The sequence below is a fragment of the Xanthomonas pisi DSM 18956 genome, assembly GCF_001010415.1.
In the GTDB taxonomy this organism is placed as follows: Bacteria; Pseudomonadota; Gammaproteobacteria; order Xanthomonadales; family Xanthomonadaceae; genus Xanthomonas; species Xanthomonas pisi.
In genome coordinates this window covers 65,286-84,945 of the sequence record NZ_JPLE01000028.1, presented here as the reverse complement: position 1 = coordinate 84,945, position 19,660 = coordinate 65,286, and the positions used below count along the sequence as shown (strand labels likewise).

The 19,660-nt window shown below is 61.8% G+C and carries 14 protein-coding genes; 3 read left to right on the top strand and 11 right to left on the bottom strand.

Annotation, left to right across the window (positions count from 1 at the left end; translation table 11 throughout):
* Positions 1-188: 188 nt before the first annotated feature.
* From Y887_RS07715 to Y887_RS07685, 7 genes are all read right to left on the bottom strand, one after another.
* On the bottom strand, positions 189-593 hold the full coding sequence (locus Y887_RS07715) for an ExbD/TolR family protein (protein ID WP_046963779.1): 405 nt from the start codon (positions 591-593) through the stop codon (positions 189-191).
* A gap of 5 nt (positions 594-598) precedes the next feature.
* On the bottom strand, positions 599-2,377 hold the full coding sequence (locus tag Y887_RS07710; protein ID WP_084725961.1) for a DUF2341 domain-containing protein: 1,779 nt from the start codon (positions 2,375-2,377) through the stop codon (positions 599-601).
* 35 nt (positions 2,378-2,412) lie between these two features.
* Positions 2,413-3,957 (bottom strand): ShlB/FhaC/HecB family hemolysin secretion/activation protein, encoded by a 1,545-nt coding sequence (locus Y887_RS07705; RefSeq protein WP_046963789.1) that lies wholly within the window; start codon positions 3,955-3,957, stop codon positions 2,413-2,415.
* Between the two features lie 620 nt (positions 3,958-4,577).
* Entirely contained in the window at positions 4,578-6,080 is a 1,503-nt protein-coding gene (locus tag Y887_RS07700) for a hypothetical protein (protein WP_248827419.1), read from the bottom strand.
* A 75-nt stretch (positions 6,081-6,155) separates the two neighbouring features.
* Complete coding sequence (locus tag Y887_RS07695; RefSeq protein ID WP_046963777.1) at positions 6,156-7,313, bottom strand: glycerophosphodiester phosphodiesterase family protein; 1,158 nt, start codon at positions 7,311-7,313, stop codon at positions 6,156-6,158.
* A 236-nt stretch (positions 7,314-7,549) separates the two neighbouring features.
* Complete coding sequence (locus Y887_RS07690) at positions 7,550-8,470, bottom strand: glycerophosphodiester phosphodiesterase family protein (RefSeq protein ID WP_245879445.1); 921 nt, start codon at positions 8,468-8,470, stop codon at positions 7,550-7,552.
* A gap of 2 nt (positions 8,471-8,472) precedes the next feature.
* The gene (locus Y887_RS07685) at positions 8,473-10,965 is read right to left on the bottom strand and encodes a TonB-dependent receptor (RefSeq protein WP_046963776.1); all 2,493 of its coding nucleotides are present in this window, start codon (positions 10,963-10,965) and stop codon (positions 8,473-8,475) included.
* A 112-nt stretch (positions 10,966-11,077) separates the two neighbouring features.
* Here Y887_RS07685 and Y887_RS07680 point away from each other — a divergent pair, with 112 nt between their 5' ends.
* Entirely contained in the window at positions 11,078-12,196 is a 1,119-nt protein-coding gene (locus tag Y887_RS07680) for an ROK family protein (RefSeq protein WP_046963775.1), read from the top strand.
* A gap of 197 nt (positions 12,197-12,393) precedes the next feature.
* Here the strand turns inward: Y887_RS07680 and Y887_RS07675 are convergent, their stop codons facing one another.
* Both Y887_RS07675 and Y887_RS07670 read right to left on the bottom strand, forming a co-directional pair.
* A complete protein-coding gene (locus tag Y887_RS07675) occupies positions 12,394-12,957 on the bottom strand; it encodes a TetR/AcrR family transcriptional regulator (RefSeq protein ID WP_046963774.1) in 564 nt (187 codons plus the stop codon).
* Between the two features lie 4 nt (positions 12,958-12,961).
* A complete protein-coding gene (locus Y887_RS07670) occupies positions 12,962-14,461 on the bottom strand; it encodes an MFS transporter (protein ID WP_046963773.1) in 1,500 nt (499 codons plus the stop codon).
* Between the two features lie 380 nt (positions 14,462-14,841).
* On the opposite strand from Y887_RS07670, the gene Y887_RS07665 reads away from it, so the two are divergent.
* A complete protein-coding gene (locus tag Y887_RS07665; protein WP_046963772.1) occupies positions 14,842-15,588 on the top strand; it encodes an SDR family NAD(P)-dependent oxidoreductase in 747 nt (248 codons plus the stop codon).
* A 799-nt stretch (positions 15,589-16,387) separates the two neighbouring features.
* On the opposite strand, the gene Y887_RS07660 is transcribed toward Y887_RS07665, so the two are convergent.
* Positions 16,388-17,632, bottom strand: a complete 1,245-nt coding sequence (locus Y887_RS07660; protein WP_046963771.1) for a DUF418 domain-containing protein — start codon at positions 17,630-17,632, stop codon at positions 16,388-16,390.
* A gap of 26 nt (positions 17,633-17,658) precedes the next feature.
* Positions 17,659-18,216, bottom strand: a complete 558-nt coding sequence (locus Y887_RS07655) for a TetR/AcrR family transcriptional regulator (protein WP_052764972.1) — start codon at positions 18,214-18,216, stop codon at positions 17,659-17,661.
* 397 nt (positions 18,217-18,613) lie between these two features.
* Here Y887_RS07655 and Y887_RS18800 point away from each other — a divergent pair, with 397 nt between their 5' ends.
* Complete coding sequence (locus Y887_RS18800; RefSeq protein WP_084725960.1) at positions 18,614-19,477, top strand: DNA-binding protein; 864 nt, start codon at positions 18,614-18,616, stop codon at positions 19,475-19,477.
* The last annotated feature ends 183 nt before the right edge of the window (positions 19,478-19,660 follow it).

The window sequence follows — 19,660 nt, the reverse complement described above, 5'->3', positions numbered from 1 at the left end:
GCGTTACATGGGTGATACGCGGCGGTTGCGCGCGCGGCGACGGCGCGGTGGAAGGACGCAAAGCCAGCGAGACCAACCACCCCAACAGCGCCAGCACTGCCAGCACGATGGCCAGCTTGCGCCAGCGTCCGACGCCGGTCGGCTGCTGCAGCGGTGAGGTGGGATCCAGGGCATCCATCGCCGCGTGCTCAGCCCGCGGGCTGGCGTTGCGACGCCAGACCGATCGAGCCGATCCCCAGCTTGCTGCACAGGTCCAGCACCGCCATGATTTTTTCGTACTGCACGGTGCGGTCGCCGCGCAGGATCACCGGCAGCTCGGCATCGTTGGCCACCGCGTTGCGTAGCTGCTGCTCCAGCTCGTCCATGCTGACCGGCACCGCGTCCAGGCTGACCTGGCCGTTGGTGTCGATCGCGATCACCTTGGTCTTGGGTTCGGATAACGGCTTGGCCGCGCTGGCCTTCGGCAGGTCCACCTTGATGCCTTGCACCGCTGCGGTCGTCATGATGATGAAGATCACCAACAGCACGTACGCCAGATCGAGCATCGGCGTGATGTTGATGTCGTCGTATGGCTTGCGCCCCTGGACCTTCATCGCGCTCAGCCTCCCTGCGCACGTGCGGGTGCATCGCCGGCGTAATCTTCGGCGATGCGTTTTTCGAGCTCGTCGACGAACACCTGCATGTCCGCCGCAACCGCATCGGCCTGGCTGAGCAGGTAGTTGTAGCCAAACAGTGCGGGGATGGCCACGGCCAACCCTGCCACCGTGGCCAGCAATGCTGCCGCGATACCGGGTGCGATGGCATTGATGTTGACGTCGCCGGCGGCAGCCACCGCGGCAAAGGTGATCATCACTCCGACCACGGTCCCCAGCAGACCAAGAAACGGTCCACCGGAAATGGCGATGGTCAGCAAGACCATGCCCTTGTGGATGCGTTGTCCTTCGCGCACCACCGCAGCATCCAGTGCTGAGCGAATTGCCGCGATCGACTGCGTGCGCACCACCGAGGTGCCGCTGGCTGCAAGACGCCCGCGCAGTTCTTCCAGTCCGATATTCAACAAGCGCGCAAGATTGGATCGGGCGCCGTTCAACGGGCCGCTGGCATGCAGCTGTTGCCAGCTGGGCGCATGCAAGGGCTGCTGCGCCACGTGCTGGCGGAATGCGCCGAGAAAACGCGCGTTGGCCGTCGCGGTCGCACTGAGGTAGAGCCCCTTGCTGACCATCACCCACCAGCTGATCAATGCCATGACCGCCAGAATGCAGATCACTGCCCAGGCGTCGGGGGTCAGTGCGTTGAGCAGGATGCCGAAGTAGCCATGTCCGCCTTCACCAGCGCGCTGCTCCACCGGTTCGAACGTCAATAGACGTGCATCAATGCCCTGGCTGCGCGCCGCCGCCTCGATTGCGCCGACCGGGCGCGCCACCTTGCTCAGTTCGACCTCGTCGAGCAAGCCGATGAAGTTGGAGCGCGCCGCGCCCGGCTCGCCGCCAAGCATCAGCCCGGCGGTTGCCGCCGGAACCGTCGCGGCGGTTTCGCCCACGTTCTTTCCATTGAGGTACAAGGCCAATTGCTTGCCATCGGCGCGCACGGCCAGATGCGCCCAGGCATCGCCGGTCAACGGCGTTGCGCTTGCCAGCCGCCCGCCGTTGCTCGACTCCACCACCACGCTGCCGTTTTCCAGCAAGACGGTTAAGGCCCCCGGCAACGCCAGCAGCACCCCCGATGCGTTGGGCGTGGCCGGCTTGATCCAGGCAGAGAGCGTGAATGCAGCGTTGGCAGGCAACGTCAACGACGCGGAAGCCGGCGCCGATACCGGGGCGGCGCCATCCAGGCGCAAGCCCGAGCCGATGAGTGCCGTATCGGCCAGTGCCACCGGTGCGGCCAGTTGGTTGGCATAGGCGGTGGTGTCCTGACCTGCGCCTTGTGCATCGGCAAAGTGGTACACCGCCAGCGTGTCGGCGTCGTACGAGTTCTTCGCATCCGCGCCGGTACCCGCTTCAGGATTGCCGAAATACACGAACAGTGGCGTCGTCGCATTGGCGGGCAGGGCAGGCAGGTCCACCCATGCCAGCGCAACCTGATCGACCAGGCCGTCGTATTTCTCGAAGTGGTATTTCAACGGCGTGCGATCGTCGCCCGCGACAAAGCGGATATCGCTGCCGTCCGGCTTGGCATCGGTGAAATTGAAATTTCCCGAATGCAGACGCACCAGCACCTGGACACGGCCGGGAGCCTGCTCGACGGCAGCGCCGGTCGATGTGGTATTGAGCGAAACCTTGGCGCGATAACTCCACTTTCCGTCCCACCATGTGTCCGCCATGGCAGGCAATGCGGCCAACATCAAACCGACGAATGCATACAGCCGTAATCTGCTCACGCGTTACCCCACTGAAAAAGTTGATTGCCTTCGGCTTAAAACTCGCCCCAGAGCCGAAACAGCACATTGAGGTCGTCGGGCTTGCGCCCATCCGGGCGCGACAGCGGCGCGGCGACATCCACCGCGCCGTTGAGATACGACACCGCTTTGAAGGTGAACCCCAGACCGGTGCTGATCAGCGTCTCGCTGACCCGCTGCTCGGGCAACGGATCGCGGATACGTGCGTAGCCGCCATCGACGAACGCATACACGCGCGCGTCCTGCACCAGCCTTGCGGCGGCCGACCCGAACGAGGGGCTGCGCAGCTCCAGCTGGGCGGCTGCGCCAAAATCGCCCAAGGCCTGGCTTTCGTCGTAGCCGCGTACGCTGTCCAGACCGCCCAGGCTGAATTGCTCGTTGCTGATCAACGGCTCCGCAGCGAGCTGCGTCTGCACATGCGCGTAGAGCTGAACGTCTTCGCCCAGCGTCCGCGTCTGCGATCCGTCTGCACGCAGGTGCATGAAGTTGGGACGTGCGCGGTAACGCTTCGCATCGAACTGTCGCGCATCATCGCCCACCCCGCGCATATTGGCGGTGGCAGTGAAGGTCAGCGCGCTGGTGCTGCGCGCACGTACCCAGCTCGCGTTGTAGGCCGCGCTCAACGGCGCATACCGGATCGGCGCCGAGCTACGGTCGCTACCGAATACCGTATCTTCCTCGAAGTCCTTGTAGTCCACCCCCAGGCTCAACGAATGGAAGAATCCATTGCCGTTGGGGAGCGTACGGATCAGGCGCAACCCGGACAGCGACCCGTTGCCGATGACGTTGTAGCTGTTGATCGCGGCCACTTCGCTGTCGCTGCGCACGCTGTAGGCAAGCAGCGACAACGGCGAGCCGGCAAAGCGCGCCAGATAGGACGCGGAGTACACCCGCGCATCGTCCGGATTCTGCGGTGCGGTCTGTGCGGAAAGATTCAGGCTATGACCGCGCTGCCATAGATTGTCGTAATGCACTGCCGCACTGAGCCGCAGTTCGGACGTGTTGGCGCTCTTGCGGTTATTGAGTTCAAGCGAACCGTGCAGCGGCAGCGTGTCGTCGACGGCCAGATCGACATCGACGGTACCCGGCTGCGCACCCGCCTGTACCTGGGGCGTCACGCGCCGGTCTGGCAATTGGTTCAGCGCAACGATATCGCGCTGCACGTCCTTGAAATTGGGCACGCTGCCTTCGGCAAGCGATGGCGCACCGCGGATCACCTCGTCTGGTGAATAGTAGTCCGCTCCGACCACGCGCACCCGTCCGACGCGTTGCTCGGTGACCTGCAGCGTGACCAAACCACTGGCCGCATCCTGCTCGGGAACGCTGACCGCCACCGTCGCCAGTCCCGCGGCCTCGTAAACGCCTTGCAATGCAGCACGCGCCTGTTCGACGTCGGCGGCGGTGCGCTGCGGACCCAGAAATGGGTAGACCGCACGCTCGACCTGCACGTTCTGCAACTGTGTATTGCCCACAACCTGGTATGCCAGGATGTCGAAATGCGCCTGTCCCGCCTGTTCCGTGGCAGTAGCGTCCGGTGCGCTGACAGCCAGCGCTCCCAGCATCGCGAAACCTCGCAATTCCATATGAAAGGCGCCCCCAAGATGCGGCGAGGACCTCGCCGCTGGGTGCGACCTTAAGCGCAACAAATGACGTTTTTGAAATGCTTTTATGACGATGCCGCATTGCCGATCAATGCGCGCATTGGATCAAGCAAGCGCTAGCAATACCTCTGCAGGTCACTAAAGTTCGTCAAAGGAGCATAGGGAGTGCGAATAAGATGACGATCGGTAACAGTCGCTAGCGATGTGCCCGCTGGTCTGCACTTCGTTCGACAGCGCCGTGTGTGAGGACGCGAGCCATGGGGTAGGGCGCCGGCACCCGTCCTTGCTTGCCACGCCCGCTCACGCCTCGTGTAGGAAGCCGATGATCTGTTTCTCGATAACGCGCTTCCTCACGTCCAATCTCCTCAGGCCAGAGAGCTGGACTCCAAACTGCGGCGCTACTCAACATCGGGAGCGACGGACAATGATTCTTGTGCGGTGCGGTTCCTGCTTATCAAGAAGGTTCTACAAGCCCGCCACAGTAAGTTTTATGGTCCGGTCGGATGGCCTGTGGCTTCAAGACCCTGATGCTTCAAGTGCCGCCTATGCGCTTTCAAGGCTCATAACACGCTCCAAGGCGGCTATGGAAACTGCTTGCGCTGCATCAGCATTGCGTAGACGCGGATCACAGGGATGGTGCTGGCTGATAAATGGCGCAGCCTTAGCTCTCGGTCATGCCAACGCATGGATTGATCCGCAACGCGTTTGAGATCGCCGAACCAGACGTCATGGTCGCGCCGGTAGTGCGCTCCGTCGAGCAGTCCATCGAGTAACGCAAAGCCACGTTCACGCGAGCCCCCGGCGGGGGCGTACTCAAGGTATCTGAGCGTTTCTATCAATTGTGCACGTTGGATACGGCCGGTGCCATCGGAGGCCGCCGCCTCGCGCAGCGGGCCGGTCTCGATTTGATCGAGGAATTCCTTGGAAGCAGCGGCTAGCGCGGTGTCACGTAGTGGTTCCTGACCGACATACCCGAGCAGCTGGGTCCGGACGTTATAGCCCGCTTGCCGAATGAGAGACACCGCTGCATCCACTTCCGGCTCGTTCGATGGAGCTGGAGATGCGGGCTCGCTTATCCGATCATTGGGTAGCTCCGCGACGAAACGCTGTTCAAGCAGCCGATGATTGCCAGCCAAGCTGGCTGCGCAACGAGGGGCGGACAAGTGCGCCTCCACATAGTCGCGATAGCTTGACCGCAGCTGCGAGTGGACCCCCGGGATGCTTTCAATACGTTGAAGTGCCAGTTGGATATCCGACGCGACGCTCAGCTCGGTTGCGGTGAAACTGGCGTCATCGCCGCGCGCGCGCAGCAGCATCTTCGTCAGGCGCTGCGCAATCGCAGCTTCCGTCGCCGTGGATCCCAGCGGTAATGCAATCACCGACTTCAGCGCAGGTGCGATTTCAGCTTCGCTCCGGGCGCGATCAACCTGCCCAAGGAGCAAATCGGCGCTCCGGGAGGCATCGTTGACAGAGAGTGTCGGGAGGAGCGTGTAGATCGGCGTCGGGTCGTCCACATAGTCGCTCTCGCAGGTGGCGACAGCAGGCCTGGGCAACCCCGGCAATAGCGCTACGGCGCGGCCGGGTGAACGGCTTTTCATGATGGAGATCGCGCGCGTCTGCAACGTCAGTTGGTCCAGGCCGGCGGTCCGTGCGCTACGCAGCTCGTCTTCATTCTCCTCGCCCGCATAGCCGACAGTGGCAAGACCTGGAAGTTTTCGCGTGGCATGTTGAGCAAGGGCGTAGGCCTGCTCGCCGAGGCCTACGACCGCGCTGTCGCGATCGCCGTGGTTGTTCGGTACAGGGACATCGTCGGACCCGGCCACTCGCAAAAGCACATCGGCCTGAAAATCCGGAGGGAGTGCCGCTGCAGCGGTGATGACCTCCTGGGCGGACGGTCTGTCCTGCCGGGCTTGCGCAGGAGTCACAGCGCTTTCGCTAGCTGACGGGTGCTTCTGCATCTGAGAAGGTGTATTCGTCGACGTTGATGCACTCTTGGAACTGTCGGGCTGGCGCAACGAGAACCAGGCGAGGGCAGCGATTGCACCAACAATGAGGATGGACTTCCAACGGCTTGCGAGGCGCATGAGGTGACCCGGACTGGATTAGGCTTGTCTTCGAACCGCGATGGAAGAGGCCGGCCTTCGCCGGCCCCTTTGAAATCAGAGGTAGCGAGTCGTGTCGCGTTTGATGGAAGAACGAATGACGCCAAGCGGGTCATCGGTGATGATGCTGGTGAAGCCGGCAACCACCTGCAGCAGGTAGTTGGGGCGCTCATCGGCGGTTTCATTGCCGAAGTGCTTGGTGTGCGTCAGGTAGTCGCTCAATGCAGCGCAGCAGGTGCCATTGCTGCGGACGAAGTGATAGCCATCGTGCGAGCTGATGCGATACTCCGACACCGGCGAGAACGCACCAAGGGCTTCCTTACGCGCTTGATTGTCCGCTAGCAGCTCGGCGGTGGGATCACCACGGCGCGGTTGCTTGTTGCCAATTTCCAGCCAGGCGAAGTTCTGCTTGCCTCTGGCCTCATTGATCCAGGCGTTGACTCGGCAGAACGGCGTGTTGCTGCTGATCGTGCCGCATAGGCCGACGTAGCCGCCATCGGCGAGGTTATCCATATCGCCAGCATAAATCGTTGGTGCAAATGCGACACCCTTGGTGTAATTGGTGATGCTGTCTGGATTGTGCGCAAGTAGCGAAGCACTGAACTTCAGGACGACCTGGTTCTCCATGCCATACGCCCGTGCAAGATCTGCAGCGCGCGATACTGCATCCAGTGTCTTCAGATCAAGCACGATGACCATGTGATTGGCCGAGTCGCGAATCGTGGTGAGCGCACGAGTCAGCGTGACCGGGTGGTAGCCTGTCTTGGCAAAATCTCGATCGCGGAGCAACGCAGCATTGAGCTCGGCATTGCTCAACGTGCGCACGTCGGGGTTCCACCCGGTCGGATTGCTGGCAGCCTGAAAGATATTGAAATTTGGGCTGTGTTCCAGGAGGCGTCCCACGTTCTGGTCGTGGAAAAGCCAAGGCGTTCCGTCGGCGGACTGCTTGACGTCCAGCTCGATCGCCTCAACGTTGTTGTTGTAGGTGGCAAGGATCGAGCAAGACGAATTTTCCGGACAGCCCGCACTCACAACGCCACGATGTGCAATGACGGCGATGCTGACGCCACTGATCTGATGCGGTCGTTTGAGCGCGCCGAGGATATGTTGAGGGTTCCAGTTGTTTGCAGCCGATGCCGCGCCGGAAAGCGCGGCAATAGCCACACAGGCAAGAGCGCAGATCGTCTTCTTCCAGGGATGTGTGGAGCGTTTCACGATGATTCTCCAGGAGAGTTGGGGGTGAGTGGCGCGATTACGAACAGCCTTGCATCTCACGGCGCCCGTGAGTTCTTGAGCGGCGTGAAGATCGTGGTGATGATTTAGCGCTTGGGAACAGCGACCATGGTTATGAAAAGGCCGCCAGTTCCCTTGCCCATACGGCCTTTTATCGGCGCAGAGCATCAAATCGATCAGCGAAGTTTGTAGGGCGATGTGGTGACCATCTGAAGTCGTCAGCGCCCGTGTTGCAGGTAGCTCTGTAGGGCAAAGGGTTGATCGGTCTGCATCATGCTGACACCGCGGTCGCGTAAGACTCCCCAGACCTTCGCCGGATCCTTCAGCGCGTTTGCATCGGTGTAGTCGCCCGAAAGGTTCATCGGGTGCCCGCTGGCAATGTCGTTCGTCATTGTATTGACGAAGAGCCGGATCTTCCCTTTGCAAACGTGACGTGCCGTCTCGATGAGCGAAGCGTCGTCGAACATGAGTTGTAGCGCTGCAGGCCGCAACGTCGCAGCGTGGTGGAAAGCCTCTGCTGCCGCTAGCTTGGTATCGCGTTCCGTATACAACACCTGCAATGCGATGCCGGAGCGATGCGCGCGTTCGATAATTTCGCTGGGCACATCCATCGGCACGTTCAGCAGGACGTCGCGCTGTGCATTGGCCGCTTCAACAGCATCCATGATCTGGCTCAGCGAAGCATCCTTGACATCTAGGTTGATCAAGGTTTTTCCGTGCGCCACAGCAAGGGCTTGTGCAAAAGTGGGGGGGTGCCACTCGCTCAATGAAGCATCTGGTCCACCGCCTTTGGTGCGGATGCGCATGCGCGCGATCTGCGCGGCGGTGAGATCGGCCACAGCGCCGTGACCGTTGGTGGTCCGGTCGACGCTAGCGTCGTGCATGAGGACAAGTTGCCCATCACGCGTTGTGCGGATGTCGATCTCTACCATGTCGATGCCGCGCGCCACGCATGCATTGATACCGGCCAACGTGTTCTCCGCGGCCAGCATCCAGCAGGCTCGATGCGAGACCACAATGGTGCCAGCATTGGGGTCGCGCAAGCGTTCGGGCAACGTCGTTTTTTCTGGGGTTGAGGCGGCGACGTGGAACGTTGGCAGCAACAGCATCAGGACTGCAACCATCAAATGTACACGCATGCTCACCACCTCCAGGTCAGCGATGCGGTGTAGTTGCGCCCAAAGATCGGTCGCGCATAGATCGCCTCGGCGGTGCCTTGACCAGACAAGGTATCTACGCGCGCGTTGCCTTCGGTCAAGCCAACGACGTTGCTGACGTTGGCTGCATGCAGCTGCAACTCCAGGCGCTGGCTCAGATAGGTGGACAGGCCAAGGTCGTAGCTTGTGTAGGCGGGCAATGCGGTGGCGTTGGTGTAGTCGACGTAGCGCTGTCCGATGCGATAGGCCGTTGCAGTCAGCTCGGTGGGCTTGCCAGCGATATCGAAGTACAGCGTCGGGCTTAGCGAGACGATGTATTTCGGGATGCGCGAGATCTGGTTACCGTTCAAACCAGGAACTGCGCTGTTGGTGGTCGCGTTGGTCAGGCTTTTGGTCTGCGGATCTTGCAGGGTCACAGAGCCGGTCATGCCGAATAGATCGGCCGGGCGCCATGTGAACTCTGATTCCAAGCCAAGCGTCTGCGTGCTGCCGACCAGATTGAGGTTCTGCACCGCGCCTGTTCCATCCAACACGATCGCGCTGATCGAAAGATCGTTGAAGCGGCTCCAGAACGCGACGCTGGAGAACGAAAGATCGTCGCCGACTGTGCCGCGCAGACCGACCTCGGCCTGGTCGATGTCGGTGACTGCTGCATTCTGGGTCTGGTAGACGTTTTGCAGGCGCGGCAGTCGCTGTGAGGCGGTATAGCGCGCGAAGGCCTGTAGCGTGGGGCTCACCGCAAATTCGCCGCCGACAGTCCATTGCAAGGCATGCCGACGATCATCGCGTGCGTTGAACGTGCCGCTGAGGCCGCCGACGCTGTCGTCCGCCAATGTTGCTGGATCGCCAAGATTTCGATTGGTGTTGGCGTAGACGCCGCCATCGGCGGTATAGCGCGTATAGCGCATGCCGGCATCGAGACTGAAGCGTCCGAACTTCACCGAATCCCAAAGATACGGCGACAGGTAGGTGCCGCTTGCAAAGCCGCGCGTGGCGCCGTTGCCGTAACGCACGAAGCCGTTCTGCGTCACCGCGCCAACGACGTTGCCGGTCGCGTCGTAGGCCAGCACGTCCAGGCGCTGTGGGTTGTTGCGCAGTGTTGTCAGCACGGTGTTCTGTAGACGATCTTGTGCGTATTCGAAGTGCTGCACATTGATGCCCGCAGTCAGCGTGTGTTGTCCGGCTGCAGTGGAATCGAAGGCCTTGCTCAGGCGTAGGTCGTCGGACAACGTGCGCAGGCGGGTGCGGCTGTTCCACAAGCCGCTTTCCAATACCAGACCATTGCTGTCAGCCGCGTCGTAAGGGCTGCCATCGGCGGCAATGACGTAACCGGTGCGTGCAACGTTGCCGCCGAACCCGGTGCGTGCGCGCCCCAGTTGGGTGGCTAGATAGCCTGCCGCATCCGCGGGGGCGGCGCCGGAGAACAGCGAGGTATAGTCGACCTGTGCACTGAGGTAGCGCATGCGGTTATCCAGCGTGAGGCCATGTCCAAGGTCCCATTCCAGGTGGGTGCCGAATTGTTTGACATCGGTGTGGATGCCGTCGGCAAGATCCAGACTCCGCTGTTGGAGTTGGTTGCCGAAGAAGGTGGGCACGGTGGTATGTCGCAGATCGCTGGACAGCAAGGTGCCGTCCAATGGATCGATCAGCGCCGAGAGCGAGCGATCGGGCGCGCGTGGGTCCCGCAACGGGATCGGGTTGTAGAACGCGGTGCGGTCGTTGAGCAGTTTCGCATCCACATCCAGCACCGCATCCCCCAGCAGGAAGGTGAGGGTGCCGCGCAGCTGGCCGCCCTTGTCCGCCGTGTAGCCGGTGCGGCGCAAGCCATCGTCGGTGCGATGGAAACCGCCGACGCTGTAGAGCACGGCCTCGCTCAGTGGACCGGCACTGTAGGCATCCTGGCGCCACTGCCCATTGCTTCCATTGGTCAGCCGAACCGCACCCTCCGGCGTTGCGGTGCCATGCCGCGTGATCGCGTTGACGGTGCCGCCGGGCGCATTGGTGGCGAACAGTGGCGAGGTGCCTCCGCGGACCACCTCCAGGCGCTCGGTCATCATGTCCAACGAAAAAAGATTGTCGATGTTGAGGAAGCTTTCCTGCGGTTCGTCGAACAGGGTCAGGCCATCCTCCTGGTATTGCATGTAGAACCAACCGCCAGCGGGCAGACCGCGCACATACAGGTTCTGGCCGCCGCCTTGTCCGCCGGAGGGTTCGGCAGAGATGCCGGGCACTGCGCGAAGCATGTCCACGCTGCTGGTTGCCGAGCGGCGCTGCAACGCCTGTTCGGAGATCACGCTGATGGCGAACGGCGCGTCCTTCTGGGAGCGCCCCTTGGGTGTCCCGGTGACAACGACAGCATCCAGGTCGACGGCTTGCCGATTGGCGGGAGCGGCCTCTTGGGCGGATGCCCCCGAGCTGGCCGTGACGGCCGCCAGGGCAAGCGCCAAGGCGGTGAAAGAAGGTGCAGAACGCGGCATGCAAATACCCCAGTAGAAGAATGTGGGGGTAATACTATTTACCATGTATGAAATTATTGTGTCTACATGCTAGATTTGTGGTCCGCTCCATGCACGGCCGCACCGCGTATTCATGATCGACGTTTCCTCTGGCGTTCCGAGCACCGGCGGGCGCCTGCTGCTCGACCATCTCTTCAAGTGCGGCGTGCAGAGCCAGGCCGCCTTACCGCGCCTGCTGGGCCTTTCACAGCCCTCCGTGGCACGCTTGCTGCGGGGATTTGTGCAGAGCGATCTCGTGCGGGTTTCCTCCCGGGCACCGGAGGGGCCGGGCAATCCAAGCGTGGACGTGCGCCTGAACCCCGACCATGCCTTTGCCTTCGGGGTCAGCGTGATGGGCGACGCGTTCGCGATTGCCCTGCTGGATCTGAGCGGCGCTGTGCGTGGTCAACGGCGGCAGGCGATGGCGCAGATGGACCGCGCGCGTGTGCTGGCGCAGTTGCGTGAATTTGCCGATGAGCTGCTGGCAGAAGCAGGTGTTGCGCGCGCGCGCGTTCTCGGTGTGGGCGTGGGTATCTCCGCGTTTTTCAGTGGGCAGGGGAGCGAGATGGTGGGCCCCCCCGCACTGGAAGACTGGACAGGCATGGAGCTGGTGCCGCTGTTCGAACAGGCACTCGGGGTTGCGGCGATCGTCGAGAACGACGGCGCAGTGGCCGCGGTCGCCGAGAGCCTGTATGGCATCGGTCGCGACTGCCCCGACTTCGTTTACCTGCACCTGACCAACGGATTCGGCGGCGGCATCATCAGCAATGGGCGCCTGTTCCGGGGCCATCGGGGCAATGCAGGCGAGTTCGGCGGCATCTGGACCGTGTCCGGTCTGGAGTATCCAAATCTTGATTCCTTACTGCGCTACGTTCGCGCCGCGGGAGGGAAGATGGACACCGTCGAGCAATTGCTTCCCGACGTGGCCTTGGCAACACCGGGTGTGGAAGCGTGGCTGGCGATGGCCAGTGAACCGTTCGCCCGACTCTGCAGCATCCTGGCCTACGGCCTGGACCCGCAGATGATCGTCATCGGCGGGCGGCTTCCGTTCCCAGTGGCCGAGGCCTTGGTGGCGCGTTTGCAGATGCCGCGTGCGCCCAACCGCCATGGCCTGTCCCCGCCACTGCCTGAGCTCCGGGTCGCAGGCGTGCGTGGCGACGCAGTGATGCTCGGCGCTGGCCTATTGCCCCTGCAGCGCGCATTTTTTGTGTAAGCGCAACTAACAAAACGACTGCGCAGCCACCAGGCGGGCGCGGCCGGTGCTCGGAAACTGCGCTTTCTCCGCGCCGCCCACCTGAAGACTGCTCGCTACGCTTTGTTAGCCGTTCTAAGTATTTACCGGGTAAACCTTGCTCAAGCAGATCAAGCCAATGCTTGTCTCGGTGCGAGGCACGGACTTTCAGTGCAGCCTCAGCCGCGCAGCCCGCGCGCCTCAGAACCGCTTTTAAGCATCTTGGCAAGTCGCTCGGCGATGGCGGCTTTCAAGTCCTTGCCGAGAGGCGTCGATGAAAGCGATTCGTAGACCCATAGCCCGTCTGCAGCGAGACGGGCGATGAAGTCGTCCAGAACCGCCTCGTCCTGCGTGTCGGTCGGAACAGGCGGCGCCCAGCGCTCCAACACGGCTCCCCATGGTTCCGCTAAAGCTTGATCCGTGGCGGACTCCAGCATGAACTGAAGCTCGGCACGTGTGGCGCTTTGCGCACAGGCACGCGCATAAGCCATGTGTCTTTCTTGTGCGGTCAGCTCGGCAGCTGGCTTGTCCGCAATCGCCTCCATGCTTGCTTCCCAGTTGGCGGCCAGGTGCATGTGGAGTGCGTTGATCAATGCCTCGCGCGAGGGGAAGTGGTAAAGCATTCCACCCCTGGTGATGCCAGCTTCGCTAGAAACCGATTCGAAGGTCACCGCAGTGACGCCGTCGCGGTCGATCACGCGCATGGCGGCATCGAGGATCTTGGAGCGATTGCTGGGTCTCATCGAATCAGTGGGAAGCCATGGAGGTCGTGGAGCCGGGCCGGTATCGGCGCAAGAGCACGCCGGTGACGATTCCGCCAATCATCATCACTGCCGCAATGACGTAAAGCACGTTGATGTAGGCGGCATCGTAAGCGGTGGCAGCAGCCTGTGCCAGGTCATGACGTTCATGCGCATGCGCCAACGCCATGGCGGCTGCTACGTCGGTCCTTGCGGAATCGCCGATGCCGGCAGGCAGCTCCAGTGAGGCACCATAGAGCGCAGCCACCAAACTGCCAAGCAGCGCGACGGCAATCAGGCTTCCGAATTCGTAGGAGACTTCCTCAACAGAAGAAGCCATGCCGGCACGGTCAGCTGGCACATTGCCGATGATTGCACTTGACGCCACCGCCATCGCCGCACCAACGCCAAACCCGGTGAAGACAAGGCCAAAGGTGAGCCAGCCGAGGCTTTGCGCCAAGCTCAGCGAGACGATTGCAACACCGAGTGCTCCCAGGCCAAGGCCACCGCTGATCAGCGGGCGCAAACCAATCTTGTGCAAATAGGCGCCTCCCAGTAGCGCACTGGGCAGACTGCCCAGGGCTACAGCTGACACCAGCAGACCGGCTTCCATCGGACTGTAGTTGCCAACGAGTTGGAAGCGCTGTGTCGTGAGCAGTTGGAGGCCGCCAATCGCGAACATGGCAAACGCAGCTGCCAAGGTGCCGGACAGGAAGGCAGGATGACGGAAGATCGAGAACTCGAGCATGGGATAGGCCAGCGTCGACTGACGCCGCACAAACAGCGCTCCCGACGTCACCGCGACGGCTAGGGCAGCGATGGCTTGGCTCCATGAGGGCGGTGCGTGGGCTAGGGCCTTGATCGCAAAGACCAAGCCCGACAACGCGCCCAGTGCCAGCAGCGAGGAGGGCAGGTCCCATGATTTGGACGCGTCACGCGCTCCTTCAGGAGCGAAGGCCATCGCGCCACAGGCCGCCAAGGCGACGATGGGCACGTTGATGAGGAAGACCGAACCCCACCAGAAGTGCTCAAGCAATAAACCACCAATGATCGGCCCCAGCGCGCTTCCTACAATCGACAGGCAGCCCCAGACAGCGATGGCGAGGTTGCGCTCACGTTCGTCTTCAAATGCCAGCCGTATCAACGCCAGGGTGGCGGGCATCATCGCAGCCGCACCGATGGCCAGCACCCCCCGAGCCGCGATCAAGAGGGCGGCAGTGGGCGCGAAGGCCGCCATCAGTGAAGCAGCGCCGAAAATGGCCAGGCCGACCAGGAACATCCTCCGGTGACCAACGCGATCACCCAGGGTGCCGGACCCCAGCAGCAGGCCTGCCATGACCAGCGGGTAGGCGTTGATGATCCATAGTGCCTCGGCCGGGGAGGCCCCCAGTTCGCGGGAAAGCGTTGGCAGTGCCGTGTAGAGCACGGAGTTGTCCAGGGTGATCAACAGCAGCCCGGCGGCCACGGTGATCAGGAGCAACCAGCGCGTGTTGTGGGAAGACCGCATGAATGATCTCCGAAAAGAAGAGCTTTAACTATACAGGATGTAATGTATAGTTATGCCGAGGCAGCGACTTGGGTGTTGCGGCCAGTCAGCTGTTCAAACCGAGCCTTCATGCCTTCCAGCCAGCGCTTTTGCATAGCCCTTACGTGCACCTCGATTCGACGGTGCGACCTTACAGCCCCGCATTCGGGCATCTCACGGCGTGGGAATACGCCGGATGGCAGCACGAGTCGGTAGTGAAGTTGGAGTGCTCCGGGGTGACCCAGGTACCGATCACTGCCGCGTCCGAGCATTGTCAGCCGCTTCCCCGAGCTGGATTCGCCCTTCAATCAGGCCATCAACATTCATCTCATGCCGTCCACCATTTAAGGAGTAGCGCTCACATGCAAAAAGTCATCCTCGTTTTTGGTGCAGGCACTGGCCTAGGCCTGGCTGTTGGCCGTCGGTTCGGTAGGGAAGGGTATGCCGTGGCGCTGGTAGCGCGTCGATTGGAGCCTTTGAACGTCTTGGCTGCCGAACTTGCAGTCGATGGAGTATCGGCCATGGCATTTCAAGCCGACCTGGCTCATGAACCGCAGGTGCACGAAGTCGTACGGCAGATCGTTCAACATTACGGCCGCATCGACGCGATCTACTATTCGCCAGCGACTACCGACGCAATATTCCAGCCCGCCAGTGAGATGACTCCAGCGATGTTTGCCGATCAGCTGGGTTTTCTCTTCCTGGGGTTTGTGGCGAGTGTGCAAGCCACTTTGCCTCACCTGCGCGCCTGCGGCGGTGGCGCGATACTTGCCGCATACGGCGGGAGTGCGGTTGAGGGCATGTCCGGCATGTGCGGTCCAGCTCCTGTCCAGGCAGCTGTTCGCAACTATTTGCAGTCACTGCATGGTGAGTTGCAGCCGGAGGGTATCCATGTGGCAATAGCAAGCATCTCCGCAACGATAAAGGATAGCGCCTACCACCAACTAGTTGAAGCAGGAGAAGAGGGCGCACCGGAAGGTTTCGATATCCCAATTATCGATCCCGCCGAAATTGCGCAAGATCTTTGGCATTCGGTATCTGTAAAAAAGGGGCTTGAATTCCTGTATCCATCGCCCGATGAAGCGATTCAACAAGACGTCAGTAAGTAATCGCACAGAGATGGCATTCCAATAAGTGCCGGAGATTTTCTGAGGAAGTCTATTGTCTAATTTTGCGTATGGCGTTGCCGGCCTGGATAGCATCCACTTTTAGAGAGTGGATCGGGTGCAGCCTAGGCAGAAATTAACCACAGGAATTCTCGCAAGAACGTTTGCTCGACATCGCACCGAAGAAGCGGTGTCTTTTCGAGACGCTGGACAATTCGGGGTGCGTGCACACCCCGGCGTCGGACGACAGCGCCAAGGCGCGCCTGGTCCAAAGCATCTTGCCGTAGCGAGCAACTACGTAAAGGACATGTTGGTGTCGCAGCCAGCTGCCGGTCGGCCAAGAGCCGGTGAGTGCTCGCGCCGAACGTGTCTGTCGATGGCTGGCTTAAGGATCTGGACAAACAAAAAAGCCTCGTCACTCAAGTGAGGGAGCCAATCCCCGTGTTTGGTCGGCCATCGGCGGGAAGGGACATTGAGTGGGGTGGGGATTAGAACGCGTTATCGGGCGTAGCGCCGACGGCAGCTTTCGACCCGAAGCGGACATTACGGCCTCCACCAAAGTCAGCTTCGTTCGACGCAATCCTCCCAATTTAGTCGGCCCTGGGAGTTCTGCCAGCGCTCAGCCAAAGAAGGCCGCGCAGCCGGCGCGGCTGTGAGGTAGATTGACGGCATCCCAATATCCGGGTCTTGTCGACGCCGGCGGCCGCAGCGACGCGCTCATGGCGCTGAATCCGCCTGCACACCACCACGCCGAAAGTCGCGAAAAACACGGCGCTATTGCCGCGACGCGGCATCATCCACGCTACCGGCTTCGGGCCTGTTCAGCCTCCGCCCCGGCCGCTGCGAGCGCCGGTGGGCGCTGGCGAATGCCGCCGTAGCTCAATCGCCGCCACAGCCACTCCACCGGGCCGATGCTGAAGCGCGCCAACCACCAGCGGCTGCTGATCACCTGCATAGCGAACAGCAGCACGCCCAGCGCCAGCGCCAGGTCGAGCGGCATCCGCCCGTACTGGCCCAGACCGAAGCCGTAGAAGATCCATGTGCAGACCAGCGACTGCAGCAAGTATTGGGTCAGCGCCATGCGACCGAGCGGCGCGAACACACCCAGCCACACGCGCCAGCGCGATCGCTGCAGCAGCAACAGGATGCCGGCCGCGTAGCCCAGGGTCAGCGCGAACTTGGCGAAGAAGAAGGTCACCTTAATCAAGACCCGCAGCGGCTGCAGCGCAAGCTGATTCACCCAGGCATGCAGCGCCTCCTGCGGCACCGCGTTGGCCACCAGCCCGAAGCTGAAGCAGAGCACGAAGACCTGCCGCAGCCGGCGCCGATGCGCGTCCGGCGCTGAAAGCCATCCGCCCTTCCAGGCCGCAACGCCGACGATGAAGAACGGCGCCAGGATGACGAAGCGATTGGCGATACGCATCGGGCCGATCACATGCAGCGTTTCCCACCATCGGTATTGCAGGGCGTCGAGCCACCCACCTTGCCCGTAGTGCTGGAGACCAAGGGTGTAGGCTTGCGCCGGCGGCAGATCCGTTGCAAGCGCCTGCATCGGACCGGCAATCACCGCCGAGACGATCAGCACCACCGGGATCGCCCACAACACCCGGCCGGCCGACAGCCGCAGGAAGGGCAGAACCATCAAGCTGATCAGTGCGTAGTCGAGCAGGATGTCGACGTTCCACAACAAGAACGTGTGCACGCTGCCCAGCAGGGCGAGCACCGCGCTGCGACGCAGCGCAAACGGCCAGCGCGACTGACCCCTGTCGGACGCACGATCGGCCTGGATGGCGAGGCCAGCACCGAACAGGATCGACAGCAGCGCCGCCGCCTTGTTCTCCAACAGCACCCTAACGAGGTCGCCGGCCAAGCCACCGAAGTCTCCCAGCGGATAGGCGATCCCGGCTTCCTGCGCCAAATCGGCACCGCAGAAGTAACCGATATTGACCAGCAGCACGCCGAACAAGGCCAGGCCGCGCAGCACATCCAATTGCAACAACCGTTCGCCGCGAGCGACCGGGTCTTGCGACACAACTTCCGCAGACATAACTACTCTCTCAGTAAGATACTGACTCAGTTCGCCCGCGCGATGCCGAGCACCCGCGCCGCCATGTTTTTTGCCCGCGTGGCGGGGGTCGGGTTTCCTTCGCGAACCGCGGTGACCACGGCCCCGTCGAACAGCAGCATGAGATCGCCGGCCGCGCTTTCGTCCAGCCCGGCCGCTCGCAACAAACGTGCGAAGTAGGCCTCGAAGCGGTGCTTGTGCGCAGCCGCAGCCCGATGCAGTGCGTGGCTGGGCAGCGGCGTCTCGGCGATGGTGTTGAGGAAGGCGCAACCGCGGTAGTCGGGGCTGGCCAGGCGCATCGCCAAGGCGTCGAACACTGCCAGCGGCCGCAGATTTGCATCGGGCGCCAAGCGCTCGACCTCCTGCTCGAACCAGGCGCAGAGTCGTTCGTCGCGCCGCTCCAGCACCGCCAACGCCAGACCTTCCTTCGACTGAAAGTGCCGATAGAAGCTCATGCGGGCGACGTCCGCGGTGCTGATGATGGCGTCCACGCCGACCGCCTGAATCCCCTGCCGATAGAACAGATTGGTGGCGACATCCAGGATGCGCTCGCGAACCTTGCTCATGATCACTCCGGCGGTGGATTCCCTGCGGATGATATAGACCGGTCAGTATCATTTCAATTCAGGCGCAGCCGGACCCTACCCACGACATCGCCGGGAGCAGGCGTGGCATCGCGTTTGGCTTGGCTGGCCCGGCGCTTCGTGTTCGGTGCTGGCGGCAAAGGTTCATGCCTTGCCGTGGATCGTGCTGATCCTAGCCATCACGGAGTACGCGGGGCGGGGCCAAACGTTCGATCGATGGGCTACTCCCCATCGTGGCCGGAAGGGATGCTCAGGGTTGCGAAGCGATCAGTAGGAACGTCCTGAAGTTCCCTCTTTCGGGCGAGGTCCCGCAGCACTTTCTGAACTTATCGTGAGTACGTCAACAGCGGGGCAGGCGCCAGTACGGGAGACAGTTGCAATGGCCAGAGGCATCACCGAATCCGACGTGCACGGCGCTGCCGATGCACTTGTTGCAGATGGCGAACGACCAACGGTCGAGCGCATCCGCGCCCATCTGGGTACAGGGTCACCGAACACAGTTGTGCGCTGGCTGGAGACTTGGTGGCAAGGTTTGGGGCCTCGCTTGGCAACGGACTGTCAGGTCCGGATCGCAACGGCCAACGTTCCTGAAGCCGTCGCGGCCCTGGCAGGGCAGTGGTGGACGTTGGCGCTAGAAACGTTGGAGCGAGACCGGCACGCTATGCAGGCCGAGCTGGCCCGGCTAGAAAGCTTGACCCACGCTGCTCAGCAAGCGGAACAGCTCGCTGCGGCACGGACCTCCGAGCTGAAGCGTCTTGTCGAGCAGTTGCAGCGTCAGCTGCGCGAACTTGGCCAGCATCGCGATGCTTCAGTTTTGCGTGCCATCAGTGCTGAAAGCGCCAATGAAATGCTGCGTATCCACCTCCAGAAATTCGCGTGCCGAGCGCGACACATTGACCAACACATGCGTGCTACCGAGGACCGGGCACATGCGGAGATCGATCATGCGCGTCAGGAATCAAAGCAGGCCAAGCAGCAGCTAGCTACCAGTCAGCGAGAGGCGGCGCTTGCTAAGCGTGGATTTGAGGAAGTGCTAGAGCGCGCACAAGGCAATGTTTCCGAGCTCCGCCAAGACCTCACGATCCAACAGGCACGCGCAGATGCGCTTAAAGCACAACTGATCAAATTGAACGATCTGCCAGCAGCACTCGAAGCAGCTTGGCAGCAGCATGTGGGGCGGAGTCAGCCGCAGTATCCAAAACCTGTGCGCTCTAAGCGAAGTCGAAGCAAAGCGACTCCCTGATACCTCGCAAGCGATGGTTTGGTGCTGGTGCTGAGGGAATCGGTAGGAACATCAGCCGGACTCTGTTCTAAATGATGTCTATGGGGCAGCTTCGGTAAGCAAAAAATCCTTTAAATTCAACAGGGGGCACCATCTAGGAACAAAAGGACATCAATTAGGAAGACCGATAGAGGCGGCACGCAT